Annotated in this window: 18 protein-coding genes and 1 riboswitch; of the genes, 9 read left to right on the top strand and 9 right to left on the bottom strand. The window is 71.7% G+C overall.

Features of this window, described 5'->3' with window-relative positions; all coding sequences use genetic code 11:
• Nucleotides 1-495: 495 nt before the first annotated feature.
• On the bottom strand, nt 496-2,748 hold the full coding sequence (gene glgX, locus ACFY9S_RS37855; RefSeq protein ID WP_391138242.1) for a glycogen debranching protein GlgX: 2,253 nt from the start codon (nt 2,746-2,748) through the stop codon (nt 496-498).
• Between the two features lie 186 nt (nt 2,749-2,934).
• Between glgX and ACFY9S_RS37850 the strand changes: the two genes are divergently transcribed.
• The 5 genes from ACFY9S_RS37850 (at nt 2,935) to ACFY9S_RS37830 (ending at nt 8,440) form a co-directional block, all read left to right on the top strand.
• A complete protein-coding gene (locus tag ACFY9S_RS37850) occupies nt 2,935-4,179 on the top strand; it encodes an Ig-like domain-containing protein (protein WP_391138239.1) in 1,245 nt (414 codons plus the stop codon).
• A gap of 148 nt (nt 4,180-4,327) precedes the next feature.
• Nucleotides 4,328-5,560 (top strand): Ig-like domain-containing protein, encoded by a 1,233-nt coding sequence (locus ACFY9S_RS37845; RefSeq protein ID WP_391138236.1) that lies wholly within the window; start codon nt 4,328-4,330, stop codon nt 5,558-5,560.
• An 81-nt stretch (nt 5,561-5,641) separates the two neighbouring features.
• Nucleotides 5,642-6,409: an enoyl-CoA hydratase-related protein gene (locus tag ACFY9S_RS37840; protein ID WP_391138233.1), complete on the top strand. Its 768-nt coding sequence runs from the start codon at nt 5,642-5,644 to the stop codon at nt 6,407-6,409.
• Between the two features lie 274 nt (nt 6,410-6,683).
• Nucleotides 6,684-7,187: an ATP-binding protein gene (locus ACFY9S_RS37835; RefSeq protein WP_391138230.1), complete on the top strand. Its 504-nt coding sequence runs from the start codon at nt 6,684-6,686 to the stop codon at nt 7,185-7,187.
• Between the two features lie 74 nt (nt 7,188-7,261).
• Nucleotides 7,262-8,440, top strand: a complete 1,179-nt coding sequence (locus ACFY9S_RS37830) for a YncE family protein (RefSeq protein ID WP_391138227.1) — start codon at nt 7,262-7,264, stop codon at nt 8,438-8,440.
• Nucleotides 8,441-8,452: 12 nt separating this feature from the next.
• Here the strand turns inward: ACFY9S_RS37830 and ACFY9S_RS37825 are convergent, their stop codons facing one another.
• Nucleotides 8,453-9,148, bottom strand: a complete 696-nt coding sequence (locus ACFY9S_RS37825) for a GNAT family N-acetyltransferase (protein WP_391138224.1) — start codon at nt 9,146-9,148, stop codon at nt 8,453-8,455.
• On the opposite strand from ACFY9S_RS37825, the gene ACFY9S_RS37820 reads away from it, so the two are divergent.
• From ACFY9S_RS37820 to ACFY9S_RS37810, 3 genes are all read left to right on the top strand, one after another.
• Entirely contained in the window at nt 9,147-10,061 is a 915-nt protein-coding gene (locus ACFY9S_RS37820; protein ID WP_391138221.1) for a MerR family transcriptional regulator, read from the top strand. The two genes, ACFY9S_RS37825 and ACFY9S_RS37820, sit on opposite strands and share 2 nt — an antisense overlap.
• 59 nt (nt 10,062-10,120) lie before the next feature.
• On the top strand, nt 10,121-10,333 hold the full coding sequence (locus tag ACFY9S_RS37815; RefSeq protein ID WP_102908724.1) for an EF-hand domain-containing protein: 213 nt from the start codon (nt 10,121-10,123) through the stop codon (nt 10,331-10,333).
• Between the two features lie 186 nt (nt 10,334-10,519).
• Nucleotides 10,520-11,173: an NAD(P)-binding domain-containing protein gene (locus ACFY9S_RS37810; protein ID WP_391138218.1), complete on the top strand. Its 654-nt coding sequence runs from the start codon at nt 10,520-10,522 to the stop codon at nt 11,171-11,173.
• A gap of 6 nt (nt 11,174-11,179) precedes the next feature.
• Here the strand turns inward: ACFY9S_RS37810 and ACFY9S_RS37805 are convergent, their stop codons facing one another.
• The 7 genes from ACFY9S_RS37805 to gcvT all read right to left on the bottom strand — a co-directional run bounded on the left by ACFY9S_RS37805 (nt 11,180) and on the right by gcvT (nt 19,731).
• Complete coding sequence (locus ACFY9S_RS37805) at nt 11,180-11,737, bottom strand: GH25 family lysozyme (protein ID WP_391138215.1); 558 nt, start codon at nt 11,735-11,737, stop codon at nt 11,180-11,182.
• A gap of 82 nt (nt 11,738-11,819) precedes the next feature.
• Nucleotides 11,820-13,049, bottom strand: coding sequence for an McrC family protein (locus tag ACFY9S_RS37800; RefSeq protein ID WP_391138212.1), 1,230 nt, complete (start codon nt 13,047-13,049; stop codon nt 11,820-11,822).
• Entirely contained in the window at nt 13,046-15,238 is a 2,193-nt protein-coding gene (locus ACFY9S_RS37795; RefSeq protein ID WP_391138209.1) for an AAA family ATPase, read from the bottom strand. Before ACFY9S_RS37795 ends, ACFY9S_RS37800 begins: the two co-directional genes overlap by 4 nt.
• A gap of 80 nt (nt 15,239-15,318) precedes the next feature.
• Complete coding sequence (locus tag ACFY9S_RS37790) at nt 15,319-16,686, bottom strand: L-serine ammonia-lyase (protein WP_391138206.1); 1,368 nt, start codon at nt 16,684-16,686, stop codon at nt 15,319-15,321.
• Between the two features lie 170 nt (nt 16,687-16,856).
• Nucleotides 16,857-18,119 carry a serine hydroxymethyltransferase gene (glyA, locus tag ACFY9S_RS37785; RefSeq protein ID WP_391138203.1) on the bottom strand — a complete coding sequence of 421 codons (1,263 nt, stop codon included), beginning with the start codon at nt 18,117-18,119 and terminating at the stop codon, nt 16,857-16,859.
• A gap of 9 nt (nt 18,120-18,128) precedes the next feature.
• A complete protein-coding gene (gene gcvH / locus ACFY9S_RS37780) occupies nt 18,129-18,506 on the bottom strand; it encodes a glycine cleavage system protein GcvH (RefSeq protein ID WP_391138200.1) in 378 nt (125 codons plus the stop codon).
• Between the two features lie 103 nt (nt 18,507-18,609).
• Nucleotides 18,610-19,731, bottom strand: coding sequence for a glycine cleavage system aminomethyltransferase GcvT (gene gcvT / locus ACFY9S_RS37775; protein WP_391138198.1), 1,122 nt, complete (start codon nt 19,729-19,731; stop codon nt 18,610-18,612).
• 193 nt (nt 19,732-19,924) lie between these two features.
• Nucleotides 19,925-20,024, bottom strand: a riboswitch (glycine riboswitch).
• A gap of 222 nt (nt 20,025-20,246) precedes the next feature.
• Between gcvT and ACFY9S_RS37770 the strand changes: the two genes are divergently transcribed.
• Nucleotides 20,247-20,915, top strand: coding sequence for an AAA family ATPase (locus ACFY9S_RS37770; RefSeq protein ID WP_391138195.1), 669 nt, complete (start codon nt 20,247-20,249; stop codon nt 20,913-20,915).
• Nucleotides 20,916-20,953 lie beyond the last annotated feature (38 nt).

Raw genomic sequence — 20,953 nt, 5'->3', positions numbered from 1 at the left:
GCCTCCAGCGCGTCGAGACCGCCGACCCGGCCGGATGCGGCGGAGATCCTCATGCATGCCCCGGGAAGGTGACAGTGGCTCAGGCTTCACCCGCCTGCTGCGTGCTGCCCGTCCGCACGCGTCGGCCACCCCTGTTGCCCCGCCGGCTCAGTGCCCGGGCCACCGCCGGGCCGCCCCCTCGGGTCACCCCCCGCAGCCCCGCCGACCGCCCCGGCTGCCCCGCCGGCTCACCCCCGCCGCCCCGCCGGCTCACCCCCGCCGCCCCGCCGGGTCACCCCCGTTGCCCCGTCGGGTCACGTCTCCCGCCCTGCCGACCGCCCCCGCCGCCCCGCCGGGTCACCCCCGCTGCCCCGACGGTCACGTCTGCCGCCCTGCCGCCCTGCCGACCGCCCCGGCTGCCCCGCCGGGTCACCCCGTTGCCCCGCCGGCTCAGTGCCCGGGCCACCCCCCCCGGCCGCCCCGTCGGGTCACCCCGCCCCCCGCCGCCCCGCCGGCTCACCCCGCCACCCGCAGCAGCAGCACCGCCCGCGCCGGCATCGTGATCTCCGTCCCCGCCCGGTGCTCCACTCCCGGCGCCTCCCCTTGCTCCTCCCGGCTCGTGTCGACGACGACCTCGTACCGCTCGGCCCACGGCGGCCCCGGCAGGGTGAACTCCACCGGCTCCTCGCCCGCGTGCAGGACGGCCAGGAAGCTGTCGTCGAGGATCTGCTCCCCGCGCTCGTCGCGCCCCGGGATGTCCCGGCCGGACAGGTACATGCCCAGGGTGGCGGCGGGCGCGTACCAGTCCTGCTCCGTCATCTCCGTGCCCCGGGACGTGAACCAGGCCAGGTCGCGCAGGCCGTCCGCGGTCTGGGCCCGGCCCGAGAAGAACGCCCGGCGCCTGAGCACCGGGTGACGGTGGCGCAGCGCGATCAGCCGGGAGGTCAGCGCGAACAGGGCCTGCCAGCCCGGATCCTCCAGCAGCCCCCAGTCCAGCCAGCTGATCTCGCTGTCCTGGCAGTAGGCGTTGTTGTTGCCGCGCTGGGTGCGGCCCAGTTCGTCGCCCGCGACCAGCATGGGCACGCCCGTCGACAGCAGCAGGGTGGTCAGCAGGTTCCTGAGCTGCCGGCGCCTGAGCGCCCGTACGCCCTCGTCGTCCGTCTCCCCCTCGGTGCCGCCGTTGAAGGCCCGGTTGTCGTCCGTTCCGTCCCGGTTGCCCTCGCCGTTGGCCTCGTTGCGCTTGCGCTCGTAGGACACCAGGTCCCGCAGCGTGAACCCGTCGTGCGCGGTGACGAAGTTGACCGACGCGTACGGCCTGCGCCCGCCCCAGGCGTACAGGTCGCTGGAGCCCGACAGCCGGTATCCCATCTCGCGGACGTCCGGCAGGGCGTGCCGCCAGAAGTCCCGTACGGCGTCGCGGTACCGGTCGTTCCACTCCGTCCACAGCGGGGGGAACGCCCCCACCTGGTAGCCGCCCGAGCCCACGTCCCACGGCTCGGCGATGAGCTTCACCCGGCGCAGCACCGGATCCTGGGCGATGACCGCGAGGAACGGGGAGAGCATGTCGACGTCGTGCATGGAGCGGGCCAGCGCCGCCGCGAGGTCGAAGCGGAAGCCGTCCACGCCCATCTCCGTCACCCAGTACCTCAGGGAGTCCGTGATGAGCCGCAGCACGTGCGGCTGGACCACGTGCAGGGTGTTGCCGCAGCCGGTGTAGTCGGCGTAACGGCGGGAGTCGTCCTGGAGGCGGTAGTAGCCGCGGTTGTCGATGCCCTTCAGCGACAGCGTCGGCCCCAGCTCACCCGCCTCCGCCGTGTGGTTGTAGACCACGTCGAGGATGACCTCGATCCCGGCCGCGTGCAGGGCGCGCACCATCCGCTTGAACTCGCCGACCTGCTGCCCGGTCGTCCCGGAGGCCGCGTAGCCCGCGTGCGGGGCGAAGTAGCCGATGGAGTTGTAGCCCCAGTAGTTCCTGAGACCCCGGCGCAGCAGATGGTCCTCGTGCGCGAACTGGTGCACCGGCAGCAGCTCCACCGCCGTCACGCCCAGCTTCACCAGATGCTCGACCGCCGCCGGGTGCGCGAGGCCGGCGTAGGTGCCGCGCAGCTCCTCGGGGATGTCCGGGTGCAGCCGGGTGAAGCCCTTGACGTGCAGCTCGTATATCACCGAGTCCGCCCACGGCGTCTTCGGGCGGCGGTCGTCCGCCCAGTCGTCGTCATCGTGGACGACGACGCCCTTCGGGACGTGCGGCGCCGAGTCCCGGTCGTCGCGCACGGTGTCGGCGACATGCTGCTGCGGCCAGTCGCGGACGTGCCCGTACACCTCCGGCGGCAGACGGAAATCGCCGTCGACCGCCCGCGCGTAGGGGTCGAGGAGCAGCTTCGCCGGGTTCCAGCGGGCGCCGGTCCACGGGTCCCAGCGGCCGTGCACCCGGTAGCCGTAGCGCTGCCCGGGCAGCACACCGGGGACGAAGCCGTGCCAGATCTCGTGGGTCAGCTCGGCGAGCCGGATCCGCGACTCCCTGCCCGACTCGTCGAAGAGGCACAGCTCGACCCCCTCGGCCCCGCCCGCCCACAACGCGAAATTGGTGCCCGCCACCCCGTCCGGGCCCACCCGGAACCGGGCGCCCAGCGGTGTCGGCGCGCCCGGCCACGCGGGCAGGGTGGGCGGCGGCGCGGCCCGCCGCGCCCCGTGCACGGCGGCGGCCTGGCGCCCGTTCCCGGTGGCCTGACGACCGGCCACCGCCTCCTGCTCGGCTGCGCTGGACACCTGTCAGCCTCCCGCGGCTCGTGGGACGACGGGGGACAGAGGGGTGCGGCCCCGTGTGCGGCCCGGGCCGCGGCTCCCCTGCGCGTCGTCCTCCCCACTGTTCTGCCCAGAGGGTGGGTCGCACTCACGTTTCCCCGGGGGCGGGCATGGTCGTTTCCGGGGACTCGGCCGGTCGTTGGGCACCGCGTGAGGCACGTACAAGGGCGCGCGCGGCGCGCGAGGGCCGCGCTGGCCGCCGTAGTGACATGGGCAGGGCTCCTCGCCGGGGCCACGGGCTGTACCTCGGACGACGCGGGCGGGCTCGCCGGGGCGTTCGGCGCGCCCCCGGCGCCCGAGGACGTCATCAAGGTCTCGCCCGGCGACGGCAGCAAGGGAGTGCGCCCCGGCAAGCGGCTGCGGGTGCGCGTGCCCGACGGCCGGCTGGAGAAGGTGAAGGTCGTCAGGTCGCAGGACGCGCAGGAGTCCCCGGTGCCCGGGCAGCTCTCCGCCGACGGCCTGACCTGGGAACCCGACGAGCGGCGGCTCGCGCTGGCCGCCAAGTACACGATCGACGCGGTGGCCGTGGGCGGTGACGGCCGCCGCTCCGCCCGGCGCACCACCTTCACCACCTACGTCCCCGAGGAACGCTTCATCGGCTACGTCGCCCCGGAGAACCGCGCCACGGTCGGCACCGGCATGATCGTTTCCCTGGAGTTCAACCGGAAGATCGCGAACCGGGCCGCCGTCGAACGCGCGGTGCGCGTCACCGCCCGCCCGGCCGTCGAGATCCGTCCGCACTGGTTCGGCAGGACACGCCTCGACTTCCGCCCCGAGGACTACTGGAAACCCGGGACCCAGGTCACCGTCGCCCTGCGCCTGCGCGACGTCGAGGGGGCGCCCGGCGTCTACGGGCTGCAGCACAAGACGTTCTCCTTCACCGTCGGCCGCAGCCAGGTCTCCGTGGTCGACGCCGCCGCGCACTCCATGGAGGTCCGGCGCGACGGCGAGCCCCTCGCCACCGTCCCGGTCACGGCCGGCGCCCCGAGGACGACCACGTACAACGGCAAGATGGTGGTGACCGAGATGCTCGACGTCACGCGGATGAACGGCGCCACGGTCGGCTTCAAGAAGCGCGACGGCAAGGGCGAGTACGACATCCCGGACGTCCCGCACGCGATGCGCCTGACCGACTCCGGCACCTTCCTGCACGGCAACTACTGGGCGCACCACTCCGTCTTCGGCCGCACCAACGTCAGCCACGGCTGCATCGGCCTGCGTGATGTGAAGGGCGGCGGCTCGGACACCCCGGCCGGCTGGTTCTTCGACCGCAGCCTCATCGGGGACGTCGTCGAAGTCGTCAACAGCAATGACAAAAAGGTCTCTCCCGACAATGGGCTCGGAGGATGGAATATGGACTGGAACGCATGGAAGGCGGGCAGTGCCGTGAAGTAGCCGGACAGGGGGGCTGGTTGACCCGGCGGTCCGTTGGGACCGAACAGTGACAATCGCGGGCCTCCGGTGCCGTCCGACCTGTGGTTACTATTCGCCGACGCGCGGGTGCGCGGGTGGGCCTGACCAGGCCCGGGGAGGGGAGAACCACTTGAACGGGCGACCGATATCGGGGGCGTCGGTTGGGCGCGGGAACGGAGTGCTGGCGCTGATACTCGGCGTGCTGCTGCTCGCCGTCACGGCGTGCGGCGGCGGGGGCACCGGCTCCGGTTCCGGCGGGAACGACAGCAAGGGCAAGGGCTCGGACGCCGCGCAGAGCAAGCAGTCCGAGGCGGTCGTCAGCATCACCCCCAAGGACGGAGCCAAGTCCGTCGACACGAGCGGTGCGCTGAAGGTCACCGCCGCCAAGGGGAAGCTGACCGAGGTCGAGGTCAAGGACGCCAAGGGCAAGAAGATCGACGGCGAGATATCCGGGGACGGCGCCACCTGGACGCCGTCCACCCATCTGGCCGGTGCCACCAAGTACACGGTCCACGCGGTCGCCAAGGACTCCGAGGGCCGCACGGCCGCCGAGGACGCCGGCTTCACCACACTGACCCCGGAGAACACCTTCATCGGCACCTTCACACCCGAGGACGGCTCCAAGGTCGGCGTCGGGATGCCGTTCTCCATCCGCTTCTCGCGGGGCATCACCCACCCGGAGGACGTCGAGAAGGCCATCCGCATCAAGACGGAGCCGGCCGTCGACGTCGAGGGCCACTGGTTCGGCAACGACCGCCTCGACTTCCGCCCGGAGAAGTACTGGAAGCCCGGCACCAAGGTGACCGTCGACCTGAACCTCGACGGCGTCGAAGGCCGCTCCGGCGTCTACGGCGAGCAGGACAAGAAGGTCGAGTTCACCATCGGCCGCAACCAGGTCTCGGTCGTCGACGCCAAGAAGCTCACCATGAAGGTGATGCGTGACGGCAAGGTCGTCAAGACCATCCCGGTCACGACCGGCAAGCCCGGCATGGAGACCTGGAACGGCCAGATGGTCATCAGCGAGATGCTCACGGTGACCCGGATGAACGGCGAGACCGTCGGTTACGGCGGCGAGTACGACATCAAGGACGTCCCGCACGCCGTCCGCCTGACCACCTCCGGCACCTTCCTGCACGGCAACTACTGGGCGAGCGGCGCCTTCGGCAACTACAACGCGAGCCACGGCTGCATCGGCCTGCGTGATGTGCGCGGCGGCTGGGACAAGAAGGTGGCCGCCGCGTGGTTCTTCAACCACTCGATGGTCGGCGACGTGGTGGTCGTCAAGAACTCCGAGGACCGGATCGTCGACCCGGACAACGGGCTCAACGGCTGGAACATGTCCTGGGAGAAGTGGAAGAAGTAGTACTCCGCCGCTGACAAGAGGGCCCCGGTGTGACGGACCGCACCGGGGCCCCACCCGTTAGTCGTGGTTAACCTGCTGCCTATGACCGTCTCTCTCGAAGTCGCTGAAGGCGTCGGCACGCTCCGTCTCGACCGCCCGCCCATGAACGCGCTGGACATCGCCACGCAGGACCGGCTGAAGGAACTCGCCGAGGAGGCCACGCGGCGCGAGGACGTCCGGGCCGTGGTGGTCTACGGCGGCGAGAAGGTGTTCGCGGCCGGCGCGGACATCAAGGAGATGCAGGCGATGGACCACACCGCGATGGTCCTGCGCGCCCGCGCCCTGCAGGACTCGTTCACGGCGGTGGCCCGGATCCCCAAGCCGGTCGTCGCGGCCGTGACGGGCTACGCGCTGGGCGGCGGGTGCGAGCTCGCCCTGTGCGCCGACTTCCGCATCGCCGGCGAGAACGCCAAGCTCGGCCAGCCGGAGATCCTGCTCGGCCTGATCCCCGGCGCCGGTGGCACCCAGCGCCTGGCCCGCCTGGTCGGCCCCTCCAAGGCCAAGGACCTCATCTTCACGGGCCGGATGGTGAAGGCCGAGGAGGCCCGCGAGATCGGCCTGGTCGACCGGGTCGTCCCCGCCGACGAGGTGTACACCCAGGCGCACGCCTGGGCGGCGAAGCTGGCGCAGGGCCCGGCGCTCGCGCTGCGCGCCGCGAAGGAGTCGATCGACACCGGCCTGGAGACCGACATCGACACGGGCCTGGCGATCGAACGGAACTGGTTCGCGGGCCTGTTCGCCACCGAGGACCGCGAGCGCGGGATGCGCAGCTTCGTGGCGGAGGGGCCGGGCAAGGCGAAGTTCCTCTGAACATCCCTCCAGGGGCTTGCAATTGACACGGTGTCTGACCCGGCGTCCCTCGATGGGGCGGTTTATGGCAGCCTTAAGGCAACCTTAAGCCCGTCTGGTCGAGGGAGGCCGCCGGTCATTCCGGAACGGGACGTTCCAGCAGGTCGGGAAGGCCTCGCACGACTTCGACGTGTCTCTGGCATATGACATTGGGTCGCTGTTTCACCGCCCGTTCACCGGGGCGTATTCCCCGGGAACGGCCCCGTGCGGCGCTCCGGGCGGCCATGATGGGGGCATGGCGGGGCTGGAGGGTAGGGAACAGCCGCGGGGACACGCTCATGCGGCCGCGGCGCGCTGGTCGCCGACCGTCGAGGACGAACACGCGCTCAAAGTACTGGAGTTGTACGGCAACCCGACGGAGGCAGAGGTTCCACTGCCGTCCCGTCCCGAGTCCGCCGCCACCGCGAGACGGCTCACCCAGGTCGTGGTCCTGCGCCACTGGGGACTCACCCCCAAGACCACCGAGGACGCGGTGCTCCTCGTCTCCGAACTGGTCGGCAACGCCGTCCGCCACACCGGCGCCCGCGTCTTCGGACTGCGGCTGCACCGGCGCCGCGGCTGGATCCGCGTCGAGGTGCGCGACCCCTCCCGAGGGCTGCCGTGCCTGATGCCCGTCCAGGAGATGGACACCAGCGGCCGGGGCCTGTTCCTCGTCGACAAACTGGCCGACCGCTGGGGGGTCGATCTGCTGCCCCGGGGCAAGACCACCTGGTTCGAGATGCGGGTCGCCGACCGCTGACGGCGCGATGCCTCACCCGGTCGCCGGACGGGCGAATCACGCCTTTCCCCGCGAGGCGCCCATTAAATGGTGCAATGCACCGCCATCTCGTCAAGAGCGCCCTGGTCGCGGGAGCCGCCCTCGCCGTCCTCGCCGCCTGCGGCACCGGCAGCGGGGAACGGACCTCCGAGGCACGGGGCACCAAGGCCGCCGTGCCGGCCCCGCCCGAGAAGAAGCCCGTGGAGGGCCTGCCCGGCATGCCGCCCGTCCTGGACCCCGAGGACGTGTACGCGGCCGACCGCCCGAACAAACTGTCCCCGGTGGTCAAGGACTTCCCGTCCCGGGTCTACGTCCCCAACACCGAGTCCGACACCGTCTCCGTCATCGATCCGAAGACGTACGAGATCATCGAGACGATCCCCGTCGGCCGGCAGCCCCAGCACGTCGTGCCCTCCTGGGACCTGAAGACGCTCTGGGTCAACAACAACCGCGGCCACACCCTCACCCCGATCGACCCGAAGACCGGCAAGGCGGGCAAGCCGGTCGATGTCCACGACCCCTACAACCTCTACTTCACGCCCAACGGCAGGTACGCCGTCGTCATGGCCTCCCTCGACCGCGAGCTGGTCTTCCGCGACCCGCACACCATGGAGATCAAGAAGACCGTCCCGGTCTCCTGCTACGGCGTCAACCACGCCGACTTCTCCCTCGACGGCCGCTACTTCATCGTCTCCTGCGAGTTCAGCGGCGAGCTCCTCAAGGTCGACACCGAGAAGATGGAGGTCGTCGGGCAGCAGCGGCTGCCGTTCGAGGGCGCCATGCCGCAGGACGTGAAGATCTCGCCCGACGGCAAGAAGTTCTACATCGCCGACATGATGGCCCACGGCATGTGGGTCCTGGACGGCGACAGGTTCACCGAGCCCACCCTGATGCCCACCGGCAAGGGCTGCCACGGCCTCTACGTCAGCCGCGACTCCCGCGAGATGTACGTGTCCAACCGCGGCGAGGGCACCGTCTCCGTCTTCGACTTCACCCAGAACAGACTGACCAAGAAGTGGGACCTGCCCGACGGAGGCAGCCCCGACATGGGCGGCGTCTCCGCCGACGGCAAGGTGCTGTGGCTGTCCGGCCGCTACGACGCCGAGGTGTACGCCCTCGACACCCGCACCGGCACCCAGCTCGCCCGCATCCCGGTCGGCAGCGGCCCGCACGGCCTCGCGGTCTACCCGCAGCCCGGCCGCTACTCGCTCGGTCATACGGGCATCTTCCGGTGACACCGGTCCGCGCTACGGAGCCCCGGCACTGAGCAGCGCCTCCGAGCCCACCGGCCGGTAACCCGCCGCCTGGAACGCCCGCAGACTGCGCGCGTTCCCCGCCGCCACCTGCGCCCACACCGGAGCGCCCCCGGCCAGCTGCCGCGCCGCGGTGACCAGCCGCCGTCCGACCCCGCGGTGGCGCACCCCCTCGTCCACCTCGACGGCCACCTCCCACCGTCCGGCCACCCCACGGCCCAGCACGAGCACCGCGCCGTCCGCCGCCCACACCCGCACGCCGTCACGCCGTCTGCGGGCCGACGCCACGCGCGGATGCCCGGGGTCGTCGATCTCCGTCAGCGCGATCGACGGCTCCCCGGGCAGCGCGGCACCGGTCAGCAGCACGTCGACCGTGTCGGAGACCCGCCCCGTCCGGTCCATGAGGGCCGTCAGGAAGCGGGCGTTCATCGTGGCCGCGAGCGCGTCGCAGTCGGTACGGGCGAGGGTGCCGCGCACCCAGTCCGGGTCCTCGTCGGTGAAGACCACCGAGTGGGCCGTGAAGGCGAGGACCCCCGCGTCCCGGGGCGAGGGCTGGGGCACGATCGTCGTCCCGCCGTCCGCCGGCGGGAAGACGCCGCACGCCGCCGCGTCGAGTATGTCCCCCAGGCTGTCCGCCACCGTCGCGCTCCTTGAGTCTCCACCCGATGGAGGGTCCAGACTCGCAGACATGATCGATGACGGCACCGGACTGCTCACCATCGGGGAACTGGCCCGGGTCACCGGACTCACCGTGCGCACCATCCGCTACTGGTCCGACCAGGGCGCCCTGCCTCCGGTGGCCCGGTCCGCGGGCGGCTACCGGCTGTACGACGCGACGTCGGTGGCCCGGCTGGAGCTGATCCGCACCCTGCGCGAGCTGGGCCTCGGCCTGGCGGACGTACGCCGGGTCCTGTCCGGTGAGACCACCGTCGCGCAGGTCGCGGCGGCGCACGTGGTCGCGATGGACGCGCAGATCCGGTCGCTCAAGGTGACCCGCGCGGTGCTGTCGACGGTGGCGAAGCGGGGCTCGGACGCGGAGGAGATGACGCTCGTGAACAGACTGGCACGCCTGTCGGCGGCCGAGCGGCGGCGGATCGTGGAGGACTTCGTGGACGAGGTGTTCCACGGGCTGGACACCGCGGACCCGGTGATCCGGGAACGCATGCGGAGCACCGCCGCCGACCTGCCCGAGGAGCCCACCCCCGAGCAGGTCGACGCCTGGCTGGAGCTGGCGGAGATGCTCCGGGACCCGGACTTCCGGGCCGAGATGCGCAAGGTGGCCGAGTTCAACGCGGCCGACCACGGGCACGACGCGCCCGCCGGGGCGTCCGTGTGGTTCTCCCGGCGGCTCGTGCAGCTGGGAGCCGACGCCGTCGAGCGGGGCATCGCCCCCGGCTCGCCCGACGCGGCCGAGGTGCTGAGCGCACTGCTGGGCGACGCCGACCCGGCGACCGTGCTCACCCGGCTGCGGTCGCACGCCACCCATCGGGTCGCCCGGTATCGCGAGTTGCTCGCCGTCGTGAAGGGCGCCGGGCCCGAGGCCGCGTACCGGGAGGAGTTCGCCTGGGTGGTCGCCGCGCTGGAGGCGCGCACGGCCGGTTAATCTGACCTGCGTCATACCTGCGTCAGCAGGACGTACAGCACGAGATGAGGGGCGGATCGGTGGCGGACATCGAGGAAGCACGCAAGCAGTTCGAGCGGATCGATACGGACGGTGACGGATTCATCACCGCTGCCGAGTTCAAGAGCACCCTGGCCAAGTCGGGCGACTGGAACGTCACCGAGTCGGTCGCCGAGGTCGTCATCAAGACCCGCGACCTCGACGGCGACAAGCGCCTGAGCTTCGACGAGTTCTGGGCCTACCTGAACAAGTAGGCCGCCCGGCCGCAGCCGAGCGAAGGGGCCCGGTCCGTGATCGTCGGACCGGGCCCCTCGCCATGCCCGGAGCGAACTGCACCAGAGCCCTCTCCGGACGCGGAATAGGGCCCCCGACCCGCGGGTTGACCCTGGGCACGAGGCTCCACGAGGCACCGTTCGGCTCCGGAAGGGCTAGGCGAGGACATGAAGATCGGCATCATCGGCGCGGGCAACATCGGCGGCAATCTGACCCGGCGGCTCACCGCCCTCGGCCATGACGTGTCCGTCGCCAACTCCCGGGGACCGGAGACGCTCACGGCCCTCGCGGAGGAGACCGGCGCGACGCCCGTGACGGTCGGGGAGGCGGCGCGGGGCGCCGAGATCGTCGTGGTCACCATCCCGCTCAAGGCGGTCCCGGACCTCCCCTCCGGCCTGTTCGACGGCGCCGCGGACGGCGTCGCGGTCATCGACACCGGCAACTACTACCCGCAGCAGCGCGACGGCAGGATCGCCGGGATCGAGGACGACGTCCTCACCGAGAGCCGCTGGACGGAACGGCACCTCGGCCACCCGGTGATCAAGGCGTTCAACGGCACCTTCGCCCAGGACATCCTGGACCGCCCGCTCCCCGCCGGCGACCCCGGCCGCATGGCCCTGCCGGTGGCCGGCGACGACGAGGCGGCCAAGCGCAAGGTACGGGACCTGATCGACGCCCTCGGCTTCGACACCGTCGACGCGGGCGGCCTCGACGACTCCTGGCGCCAGCAGCCCGGCACCCCGGTCTACGGCCTGCGCGAGGGCGTCACGAAGGCCCTGGCGGAGGCGTCTCCGGAGCGCACGCCGGAGTTCAGCGGCTGAGGCGGATCAGGGGGCTTCCGCCCACCTCCGCAGCGCCGCCCGGCTCTCGAAGTCGGCCACGTTCTTGTCGAGCGGGTCGTCGGTGTACTGGTGGAAGCGCCACTTGGCCTTGATACGGGGTTTGCCCGCCGCGACGTAGTCGGCGATCCACAGTCCGTCGCCCGCGTAGGAGGTCGTGTCGACATTCAGCCAGAAGTGCCGGTTGCAGTAGAGGACCACCTGGTTGTCCGGCCGGAGGTCCTTCAGCTTGCGGATGAACAGGTCCTTCTCCGCGTTGCTCGCGTGCGTCCCGTTGCTGGTCGTCTCCCAGTCGACGGCGAGGATGTCGCCCGCCCGGTCCGGGGCCCTGCTCACGAAGTACTCGGCCTGGGCGCCGAGGTTGCCGGGCCACAGGAAGTGGTAGAAGCCGACGACCAGCCCGGCGTCCCGGGCCCGCTTGGTCTGGGCGGCGAGTTTGGGATTGACGTAGGAGCGCCCCTCCGTCGCCTTGACGAAGACGAAGGAGAGGCCGTCGGTGCCGTAGGTGGAGGACTGGTAGGCGCTCACATCGATGCCTCGCAGCATGAGGGCTCCCTGAAGTGCTGTGGGGGAGGGGAGTTGGTGTCCACCACCTTGGCAGGGCCTGCCGTGGCATGACGTGGAAACGTCAACTTGGGTGAACCATGGGACGGGTGTCCGCCGCCGTCGCGGTGATCCGGTCCGCCAGGTCCCCGACGGCCGACAGGAGCCCGGCCGGTGGGAGGGCGAGGTCCAGGGTGTGGGCGGTGACGGTGATGCCGGCGCGCCGGATGACGTGGTCCGTGGGCCCGTCCTGGGTGGTGGCGGCATACACCAGGTGGCCGTGCGGCAGACCGAGCGCGCTGCAGTAGCCGAGCAGCTGGCCGAGGTGGTCGGCGGAGGGCGCGGCCCTGTCGAGGAACACGTACTTCGCGTCGACCACGCCGACCGGACGGCCCGCCCGGTACAGCACGATGTCCGGCCGCAGCCGCACCCGGCGGGCCTCGTCCAGCCGGTGGTGCCCCTCCTGCCCGGCGCACCGGACGCCCCGGCGGGTCAGGACGTCGCCGAGCGCGACCGTGAGGAACCGCTCGAACACGTCCGGCAGGTGGAGCAGGAAGCCCTCCGCCGCGACGGGGCTGCCGCCCTCCGGCTGGACGGAACGGGCGGACAGCACCAGCTCCGCGAGCCGCAGCACGCGTGCGTAGCGGGAGTTGAGGCGGTTCGGTGTCCAGCGGGGCAGCGGTGCGCCGGGGTGGAGGGGGCGGACGCCCGCAAGGTGACCGGCGAGGTGGTGCAGGGCCTGGCGGGTGCGTACGGAGACGCCCGGCAGCCGGGCGGCCAGGCCCAGGGCCGTGAGCAGGACGCGGTTCTCGGCGATGTCGGGGGTGTGGTCGTCGTAGCGCACGGCGACGGGCAGCGGCAGGCCGACCCGGCGCAGCTGGTCCGCCGTGCGGATCCGGCCGCGGATCAGGGGCAGGTCCTCCTCGACCGTGCGGTAGCCGTGCAGCACCCCGGCGTCGAGGGTGCGGCGTGCCGTGCTGGCGAGCAGGTCGGCGACCGCGGGGAGGAGTTCGTCCGACTCGGCCGCGTCGACCGGCTCGGGCCGCCAGGGGTCGTCGGAGGAGTAGGAGAGCAGGAACAGCAGGTCCCGGACGGGGAGTTTGGGGCGCAGATGGAGCTGGACGGTCCCGCCGGACGGGGTGCGCAGCCGGACCAGCCCGGCCCTCTGGTTGCCGCGCAGGCGCCAGCGTCCGCCCGCCGCAGGGGTCAGCCGCACCAGGCCCGGCACGGCGAGCAGCCCGGCGAGCTGGTCACCCGTCAGCTCCCGCACGAGGCCGGGGCCGGTCTCCGGAACGGTCAGGACGAGGCCGGTCACGCCTCCTCCGGGGCCCGCCCGAGCGCCGCACGCAGCACGGGCAGGCCGTACTCCTCCTCCACGTCGATCCCGGTGCCGTAGAGCTGGTCCTCCAGCAGGGGCAGGATCTGGGTACGCCAGACGAGGTCGAGTCCCTCCGGCCGGGCCGCGGCGGGCTTCATCAGGTACGACGGCCCGATCGCCCGGTCCGCGTCGCCGAGCCGGGTGTTGAGTTCGTCCAGCAGCCGTGCGGCGGTGTCCGGCAGGCCGTGCTCCCGCAGCCAGCGGTCCAGCAGGCCCTGGACCGGCGGTTTCTCGGGGGAGAGGCGGCGGAAGGCGAACCGGCGTCGCATCGCCGCGTCGACCAGGGCGATCGAACGGTCGGCGGTGTTCATCGTGCCGACGAGGAACAGGTTGCGCGGCAGGGTGAACGGGGCGTGCGGGCTGTACTGGGTGGTGACGGGCTCCTCGCGGTACTCCAGCAGGAAGTACAGCTCGCCGAAGACCTTCGCCAGGTTGGCCCGGTTGATCTCGTCGACGATCAGGACGTACGGGTTGGACGGGTCCTTCGCGGCACGCTCGGCGAGCAGCCGGAACGGCCCGGGCACCACGTCGAACACGACCGAGCCGTTCTCGCCCCGGACGGGACGGAAGCCCTCGAAGAAGTCCTCGTAGGTGTACGAGGGGTGGAACTGCACGAGTTCGACCCGGTCGGGCCCGGCGAGATGCCGGGCGAGGGCGCGGGCCAGGTAGGTCTTCCCGGTGCCGGGCGGGCCGTGGAAGACGAGCTGCCCCTGTTCCTGGAGCTGCTCGGCGGTCTCCCGGAGCCAGACCGGCGGCATCAGCAGTTGCGCGGCCAGCTCCTCGGTGACGGGTGGCAGTTCCAGTGGCTTGGTGACGTCGACGTCGACGAGTTCCTCGGCGACGACGTCCTCCAGGCCGGCCCGCTCGGCGAGTTCGGCGGCGATGCTGCTGACGTCGTAGAGCGTCGGCGGCAGCGGCAGCCGGGCCTGCACCCGCTCGGGCAGCTCCGCGCGGACGAGCGGCCGCTCGGCGGTGGCCCAGCTCACCGGGCGGCGCCGGGCGTTGTCCGGCCCGTCCGAGGTGTCGTACTCCGCCGGGCCCTGGACCGTGCCGACGTGCACCTCGTCCGGGGTGACGGTGACGACCAGGTCACCCGGCCGCATCAGGGTGAGGAAGGCGTGCAGCTGGTACGCGGCCTGTCCGCGCAGCTGGGCGCCGGCCTCGGGCATCGCCTCGGCGACGGCCCGCTGGACGTCCTGCTTCGTGGAGCCGGCGGCGACCTCCGGGATCTCCCGCCAGGCCATCGAGCAGTAGCCGCGCCGCAGCCAGTCCGGGATGAAGTTGCGCCCGTCCACGTTGTACCCGCGCACCATCCAGCCGCGCTGCTCGTGCTCGACGGCGCCCTTGCGCCATCGGCCCACCCAGCGCTCGTCGTAGAAGTCGACCGGTTCTCCGGTCTGTGCCTGGAGCGTCCGGCACAGCTCCAGCAGGTCGCGGTCGGCGTCCCCGCCGGGTTCGAGGAGCTCGTCGGCGAACGCCTTGACGATCTCCTGCTTGTGCTGGGCGCTGGCGATCGGCTGGTAGGTGTCGGGGAAGAGCAGGAACAGCAGGACGTGGATCTGCGCACGCCCCTTCTTGTGCCCGACGGTCTCCTGGACGTCGAGGCACAGATCCCTGAAGCCGTAGGGGTCCTCGAGCGTCGCCTCCCGCTCCGCGCCTGTCATCCCCGCGAGCCGCTCCACCAGCAGCACCAGGATCTGGAACTGCGCCCAGCGGTAGTTCAGGAAGCCCTGGCCGCCGTTCATGAAACCCGTCAGGCCCGGCTCCAGGTCCGCCGGAACGGTCACCGGGCGGTCGGCCCAGGACAGCACCTCGCCGAGGATCTGCCGCTTCTTGGCCCGCCCGATCTGCTCGGGCACGAGCGGTGCCATGTTCACGAACAGCAACTCGGCGGCGAGCACGACGGTCGCGTCCGGGGCGCCGTCGAGTTGCCGGCGCAGTTTGACCAGGAACGTGTCCGAGGACTCGTCCGGCCGGTCCACGAACCGCGCGCGCAGATCGGCGGCCGTGGCCCGACTCCAGGCCGGCACCTCCCGCGCGAACGCGGACTTCCCGCTCAGCAGCCCGTCGCGGAACACCCGCCGCACCGCCGCCACCACCTCGACGCTGTCCGCCCGCCTCGTCACTGCGTCCCACCCCCTGGTGCTCGAAGGGCCCAGCTTAGGAGGGAGATGTGACAGTCGTCAGGCCGTCGGCCGGGAAGCGGTCAGCACTCGATGATGTTGACGGCCAACCCGCCCCGGGCCGTCTCCTTGTACTTCACCGACATGTCCGCGCCGGTGTCCTTCATCGTCTTGATGACCTTGTCCAGGGACACCTTGTGGGAGCCGTCGCCGCGCATGGCCATGCGGGCGGCGGTGACGGCCTTGACCGCGGCCATGCCGTTGCGTTCGATGCAGGGGATCTGTACCAGGCCGCCGACCGGGTCGCAGGTGAGACCGAGGTTGTGCTCCATGCCGATCTCGGCGGCGTTCTCGACCTGCTCCGGCGAACCGCCGAGCACCTCGGCCAAGGCGCCCGCGGCCATCGAGCAGGCGGAGCCCACCTCGCCCTGGCAGCCGACCTCGGCACCGGAGATGGAGGCGTTCTCCTTGAAGAGCATGCCGATCGCGCCCGCGGCGAGCAGGAAGCGGACCACGCCCTCCTCATCGGCGCCCGGCACGAAGTTGACGTAGTAGTGCAGGACCGCCGGGATGATGCCGGCGGCGCCGTTGGTGGGGGCGGTGACGACCCGGCCGCCGGCGGCGTTCTCCTCGTTGACCGCCATGGCGTAGAGCGTGATCCACTCCATGGAGAGGGCCAGCGGGTCGCCCTCGGAGCGCAGCTTGCGCGCGGTGTTCGCGGCCCGGCGGCGCACCTTGAGGCCGCCCGGCAGGATGCCCTCCTGGGACAGTCCGCGCGCCACGCAGTCCCGCATGACCTGCCAGATCTCCAGCAGGCCCGCGCGGATCTCCTCCTCGGTGCGCCAGGCCCGCTCGTTCTCCAGCATCAGCGCGGAGATGGACAGGCCCGTCTCCTCGGCCAGGCGCAGCAGCTCGTCGCCGGTGCGGAAGGGGTACTTGAGCACGGTGTCGTCGAGCTTGATGCGGTCCGCCCCGACCGCGTCCTCGTCGACGACGAAGCCGCCGCCGACCGAGTAGTACGTCTTCGCGAGCAGCTCCGCGCCCGAGGCGTCGTACGCCCACAGCGTCATGCCGTTCGCGTGGTACGGCAGGGCCTTGCGGCGGTGCAGGACCATGTCGTCGTCGAAGGAGAACGCGATCTCGTGCTCGCCGAGCAGGTTGAGCCGCCCGCCGGCCTTGATCGCCTCCACCCGCTCGTCCGCGCTCGACACGTCCACCGTGCGGGGCGAGTCGCCCTCCAGGCCGAGCAGCACCGCCTTGGGCGTGCCGTGGCCGTGGCCGGTCGCGCCGAGCGAGCCGTACAGCTCCGCGCGGACCGAGGCGACGGAGTCCAGGAACTCCTCGTTGCGCAGCCGCCGTACGAACAGGCCTGCCGCCCGCATCGGGCCGACGGTGTGGGAGCTGGACGGGCCGATGCCGATCGAGAACAGGTCGAAGACCGAGATGGCCACGGGGAACTCCTGACTACGGGGTGGTGCAGAGGGGGTGGGCGCCGCGACCGCTGGTGGCGGGCGCGGCACCCGAAAGGTTTCTTCATTAGTTGTTCGGACCCGCTACGTGTTCAGATCCGTTACTTGCTCGGGCCCGCTACTTGCTCGGGCCCGCTACTCCTTCGGACCCGCTACTTGTTCAGATCCGGGTACAGCGGGTGCTTGTCGGCCAGCGCCTTCACGCGGGCCTTGAGGGCCTGCGCGTCGTAGGCCGGCTTCAGCGCCTCGGCGATGACGTCCGCGACCTCCGCGAAGTCCTCGGTCGAGAAGCCCCGGGTCGCCAGGGCCGGTGTGCCGATCCGCAGACCGGACGTCACCATCGGCGGACGCGGGTCGTTCGGGATCGCGTTCCGGTTGACGGTGATGCCCACCTCGTGGAGGCGGTCCTCGGCCTGCCGGCCGTCCAGCTCCGAGTGGCGCAGGTCCACCAGGACCAGGTGCACGTCCGTGCCGCCGGACAGGACGTCCACGCCCACGGCCCGGACGTCGTCCTTCACCAGACGCTCGGCCAGGATGCGGGCACCGTCCAGCGTACGGCGCTGGCGCTCCTTGAAGTCCTCCGAGGCGGCGACCTTGAAGGCCACCGCCTTGGCGGCGATCACGTGCTCCAGCGGGCCACCCTGCTGACCGGGGAAGACAGCGGAGTTGATCTTCTTGGCCAGCTCGGCCGTGGAGAGGATCACACCGCCGCGCGGGCCGCCCAGGGTCTTGTGGGTCGTGGTGGTCACCACGTGCGCGTGCGGCACCGGGTTCGGGTGCAGCCCGGCCGCCACGAGCCCCGCGAAGTGGGCCATGTCGACCATCAGGTACGCGCCGACCTCGTCCGCGATCCGGCGGAACTCCGCGAAGTCCAGCTGCCGCGGGTACGCCGACCAGCCGGCGACGATCAGCTTCGGCCGGGACTCCTTCGCCAGCCGCTCCACCTCGGCCATGTCGACCCGGCCGTCGTCGCCCACGTGGTAGGCGACGACGTCGTAGAGCTTGCCGGAGAAGTTGATCTTCATGCCGTGCGTCAGGTGCCCGCCGTGGGCGAGGTTCAGGCCCATGATGGTGTCGCCCGGCTTGAGCAGCGCGAACATCGCTGCCGCGTTGGCCTGGGCGCCCGAGTGCGGCTGCACGTTGGCGTGCTCGGCGCCGAACAGCTCCTTGATGCGGTCGATCGCGATCTGCTCGACCACGTCGACGTGCTCGCAGCCGCCGTAGTAGCGGCGCCCCGGGTAGCCCTCGGCGTACTTGTTGGTGAGGACCGAGCCCTGCGCCTCCATGACCGCGACCGGAGCGAAGTTCTCCGAGGCGATCATCTCCAGCGTCGACTGCTGGCGGTGCAGCTCGGCGTCGACCGCGGCGGCGACCGCCGGGTCGAGCTCGTGCAGGGGTGTGTTCAGGACGGACATACGACTCCCTCAGCCCGCGGAGAACGCGGTGTACTCGGCGGCGGAGAGCAGGTCGCCCGGCTCGTCCGTGATCCGCACCTTGAACAGCCAGCCGCCCTCGAAGGGGGCCGAGTTCACCAGCGACGGGTCGTTCACGACGTCCTCGTTGACCTCGGTGATCTCACCGGACACGGGGGAGTACAGGTCGGACACCGACTTGGTCGACTCCAGCTCGCCGCAGGTCTCGCCGGCGGACACGGAGTCACCGACCTCGGGAAGCTGGACGAACACGACATCGCCGAGCGCGTTGGCCGCGTGCTCCGTGATGCCGACCGTCGAGACGCCGTCCTGGGCGGCCGACAGCCACTCGTGCTCCTTGCTGTAGCGCAGCTCTTCGGGATTGCTCATGGCCTGGATTCTCCTGTACGCGCGGGAGTGCTGTGGAAGGGGGGACTGCTGGTGAGCTGGGACGACGGGCACAGGGGCGCTGTCGCGGCCCTTGGGCCAGTGTCTACTTGTGGCGCTTGTAGAACGGCAGCGCCACGACCTCGTACGGCTCGTGACTGCCCCGGATGTCCACGCCCACGCCACTCGCGCCGGGCGCGGCGTGCGCGGCGTCGACGTACGCCATCGCGATCGGCTTGCCGAGGGTGGGGGAGGGGGCGCCGGAGGTGACCTCGCCGACCACCTCGCCGCCGGCGACGACCGCGTACCCGGCGCGCGGCACCCGGCGGCCCTCGGCGACGAGCCCGACCAGCACGCGCGGCGGATTCCGCTCGGCGCGGGCGGCGGCCTCGCGCAGGGCCTCGCGCCCCACGAAGTCGCCCTCCTTCTCGAACTTCACCACCCGGCCGAGCCCGGCGTCGAAGGGAGTGAGGGAGGTCGACAGCTCGTGCCCGTACAGCGGCATGCCCGCCTCCAGACGCAGCGTGTCGCGGCAGGACAGCCCGCAGGGGACCAGACCGGCGCCCTCGCCGGCCTTGGTCAGGCCCTGCCACAGCTCGACGGCGTGCTCGGGCTTCACGAACAGCTCGAAGCCGTCCTCACCGGTGTAGCCGGTCCGGGCGATCAGGGCCGGGACGCCCGCGACCGTGCCGGGCAGCCCGGCGTAGTACTTCAGACCGTCGAGGTCGGCGTCGGTCAGGGACTTCAGGATCCCGGGCGACTGCGGGCCCTGTACGGCGATCAGCGCGTAGGCGTCCCGGTCGTCGCGCACCTCGGCGTCGAAGCCGGCGGCGCGCTCGGTCAGCGTGTCCAGGACCACCTGGGCGTTGGAGGCGTTCGCGACGACCATGTACTCGGTGTCGCCGAGGCGGTAGACGATCAGATCGTCCAGGATGCCGCCGTCGGCCCGGCAGATCATGGTGTAGCGGGCCCGGCCCGGCTTCACGCCGCCGATGTTGCCCACCAGCGCGAAGTCGAGCAGGGCGGCGGCCTGCGGGCCGGTGACGGTGATCTCACCCATGTGGGAGAGGTCGAAAAGGCCGGCCTTCGTGCGCACGGCGATGTGCTCGTCGCGCTCGGAACCGTAGCGCAGGGGCATGTCCCAGCCGGCGAAGTCGGTCATCGTCGCGCCGAGCGAACGATGCAGGGCATCGAGCGCGGTGTGACGGAGTTCTCCTGTACTGCTCACGGTCGGTCGTCTCCCAGGGGCGATGGGGTACCTCCCGCTCGAGCTCGTTCGAGCGTGGGGAGGGCGAGGGCGTTCCTCCCCATCTGTCATCGGAACCTGAGAGGTTCGCCATGACCGCGCCGGTCCATGGCTTGCACCTTGGGTGGGACCACGCCCTGCCCGAGACAGGGGGAGGCCCGCTTTTCAGATGTGCCTCGCCCGCGCGGTAACGGGGCCTGAGAGATTCAAGGGAGGGACTTGCTCCTTCGGCGCCCCAGCTCTTGCGGTGCTGGAGACTCTCCCGCGCGGATTCAAACGGCCGGTATGCAGTTGGCGCGCACATCATTGCACGCATCCTTCGGGCGCGGCAGGGGGACCTTTCCCAGGGAGTGCACGAGTCCCGCCCGCCGGACACGGCGACCTGTAGCAGCCCTGTTGCAGGACGAGCACGTAAATGAGAGGCCCGCGGCATTACCTTCTCTTTACACTCGGCGGGGATGGGACTCCGTACCTGGCCCCAGGGGAGGACGATCACGGTGAACAGGACCACCGCGTACGCGACGACGGGCATCGCGCTGCCCGAGCAGCCGGCCGCCGTTCCGGTCCGGGCGGTCCGCGCCCCGGTGCCGGCGCCGGTCGTCCGCGATCTGCGCGAGCGCCCCGGGTGCGGCCCGCACGCGCTGCTGTTCGGCCCCCGCGACCTCGTCGTGGTCACGGGGCTGCCCGGCAGCGGCAAGTCCACGCTGATGCGGCGGACCGTGCCGGGCGGGCGCATCGACTCCCAGGACACCCGCGACCGCTGGGAGCGCCGCATGCCGCGCGCCCTGCCGTACGCGCTCTACCGTCCGCTCGTCCGCCTCTCCCACTACGCCGGGCTGCGCCGCGCCCTGCGCACCGGGGAGGCCGTCGTCGTGCACGACTGCGGCACGCAGGCCTGGGTCCGCCGCTGGCTCGCCCGTGAGGCCCGCCGCCGGGGCGGCACGCTCCACCTGCTCCTCCTCGACGTCACCCCCGAGCAGGCCCTGGCCGGCCAGCGCGACCGGGGCCGCGGCGTCTCGCGCTACGCGTTCCTGCGCCACCGCGCGGCAAGCACCCGCATCCTGCGCGCGGTGGAACGCGGCGACCTCCCCTCGGGCTGCGGCTCGGCCGTCCTCGCCGACCGCGACGCGGCGAACGCCCTCCACAGAATCGGCTTCACGGGCTGAGCCCACGCCGTCGTCCACCCGGAGTCGGCTTCACGGGC

This window comes from Streptomyces sp. NPDC012474 (assembly GCF_042955185.1).
Taxonomy (GTDB): Bacteria; Actinomycetota; Actinomycetes; order Streptomycetales; family Streptomycetaceae; genus Streptomyces; species Streptomyces cahuitamycinicus.
The sequence above is the reverse complement of the archived record's forward strand: the minus strand, read 5'-3'. Positions and strand labels throughout refer to the sequence as shown.

Bases quoted from the DNA above. Each gene is read 5' to 3' on its own strand.
- ACFY9S_RS37840 (WP_391138233.1), top strand. From the start codon at position 5,642: ATGACCGTCTCTCTCGAAGTCGCTGAAGGCGTCGGCACGCTCCGTCTC.
- ACFY9S_RS37835 (WP_391138230.1), top strand. From the start codon at position 6,684: ATGGCGGGGCTGGAGGGTAGGGAACAGCCGCGGGGACACGCTCATGCG.
- ACFY9S_RS37830 (WP_391138227.1), top strand. From the start codon at position 7,262: ATGCACCGCCATCTCGTCAAGAGCGCCCTGGTCGCGGGAGCCGCCCTC.
- ACFY9S_RS37820 (WP_391138221.1), top strand. From the start codon at position 9,147: ATGATCGATGACGGCACCGGACTGCTCACCATCGGGGAACTGGCCCGG.
- ACFY9S_RS37825 (WP_391138224.1), bottom strand. From the start codon at position 9,148: ATGTCTGCGAGTCTGGACCCTCCATCGGGTGGAGACTCAAGGAGCGCG.
- ACFY9S_RS37810 (WP_391138218.1), top strand. From the start codon at position 10,520: ATGAAGATCGGCATCATCGGCGCGGGCAACATCGGCGGCAATCTGACC.
- ACFY9S_RS37805 (WP_391138215.1), bottom strand. From the start codon at position 11,737: ATGCTGCGAGGCATCGATGTGAGCGCCTACCAGTCCTCCACCTACGGC.
- glyA (WP_391138203.1), bottom strand. From the start codon at position 18,119: ATGTCCGTCCTGAACACACCCCTGCACGAGCTCGACCCGGCGGTCGCC.
- gcvH (WP_391138200.1), bottom strand. From the start codon at position 18,506: ATGAGCAATCCCGAAGAGCTGCGCTACAGCAAGGAGCACGAGTGGCTG.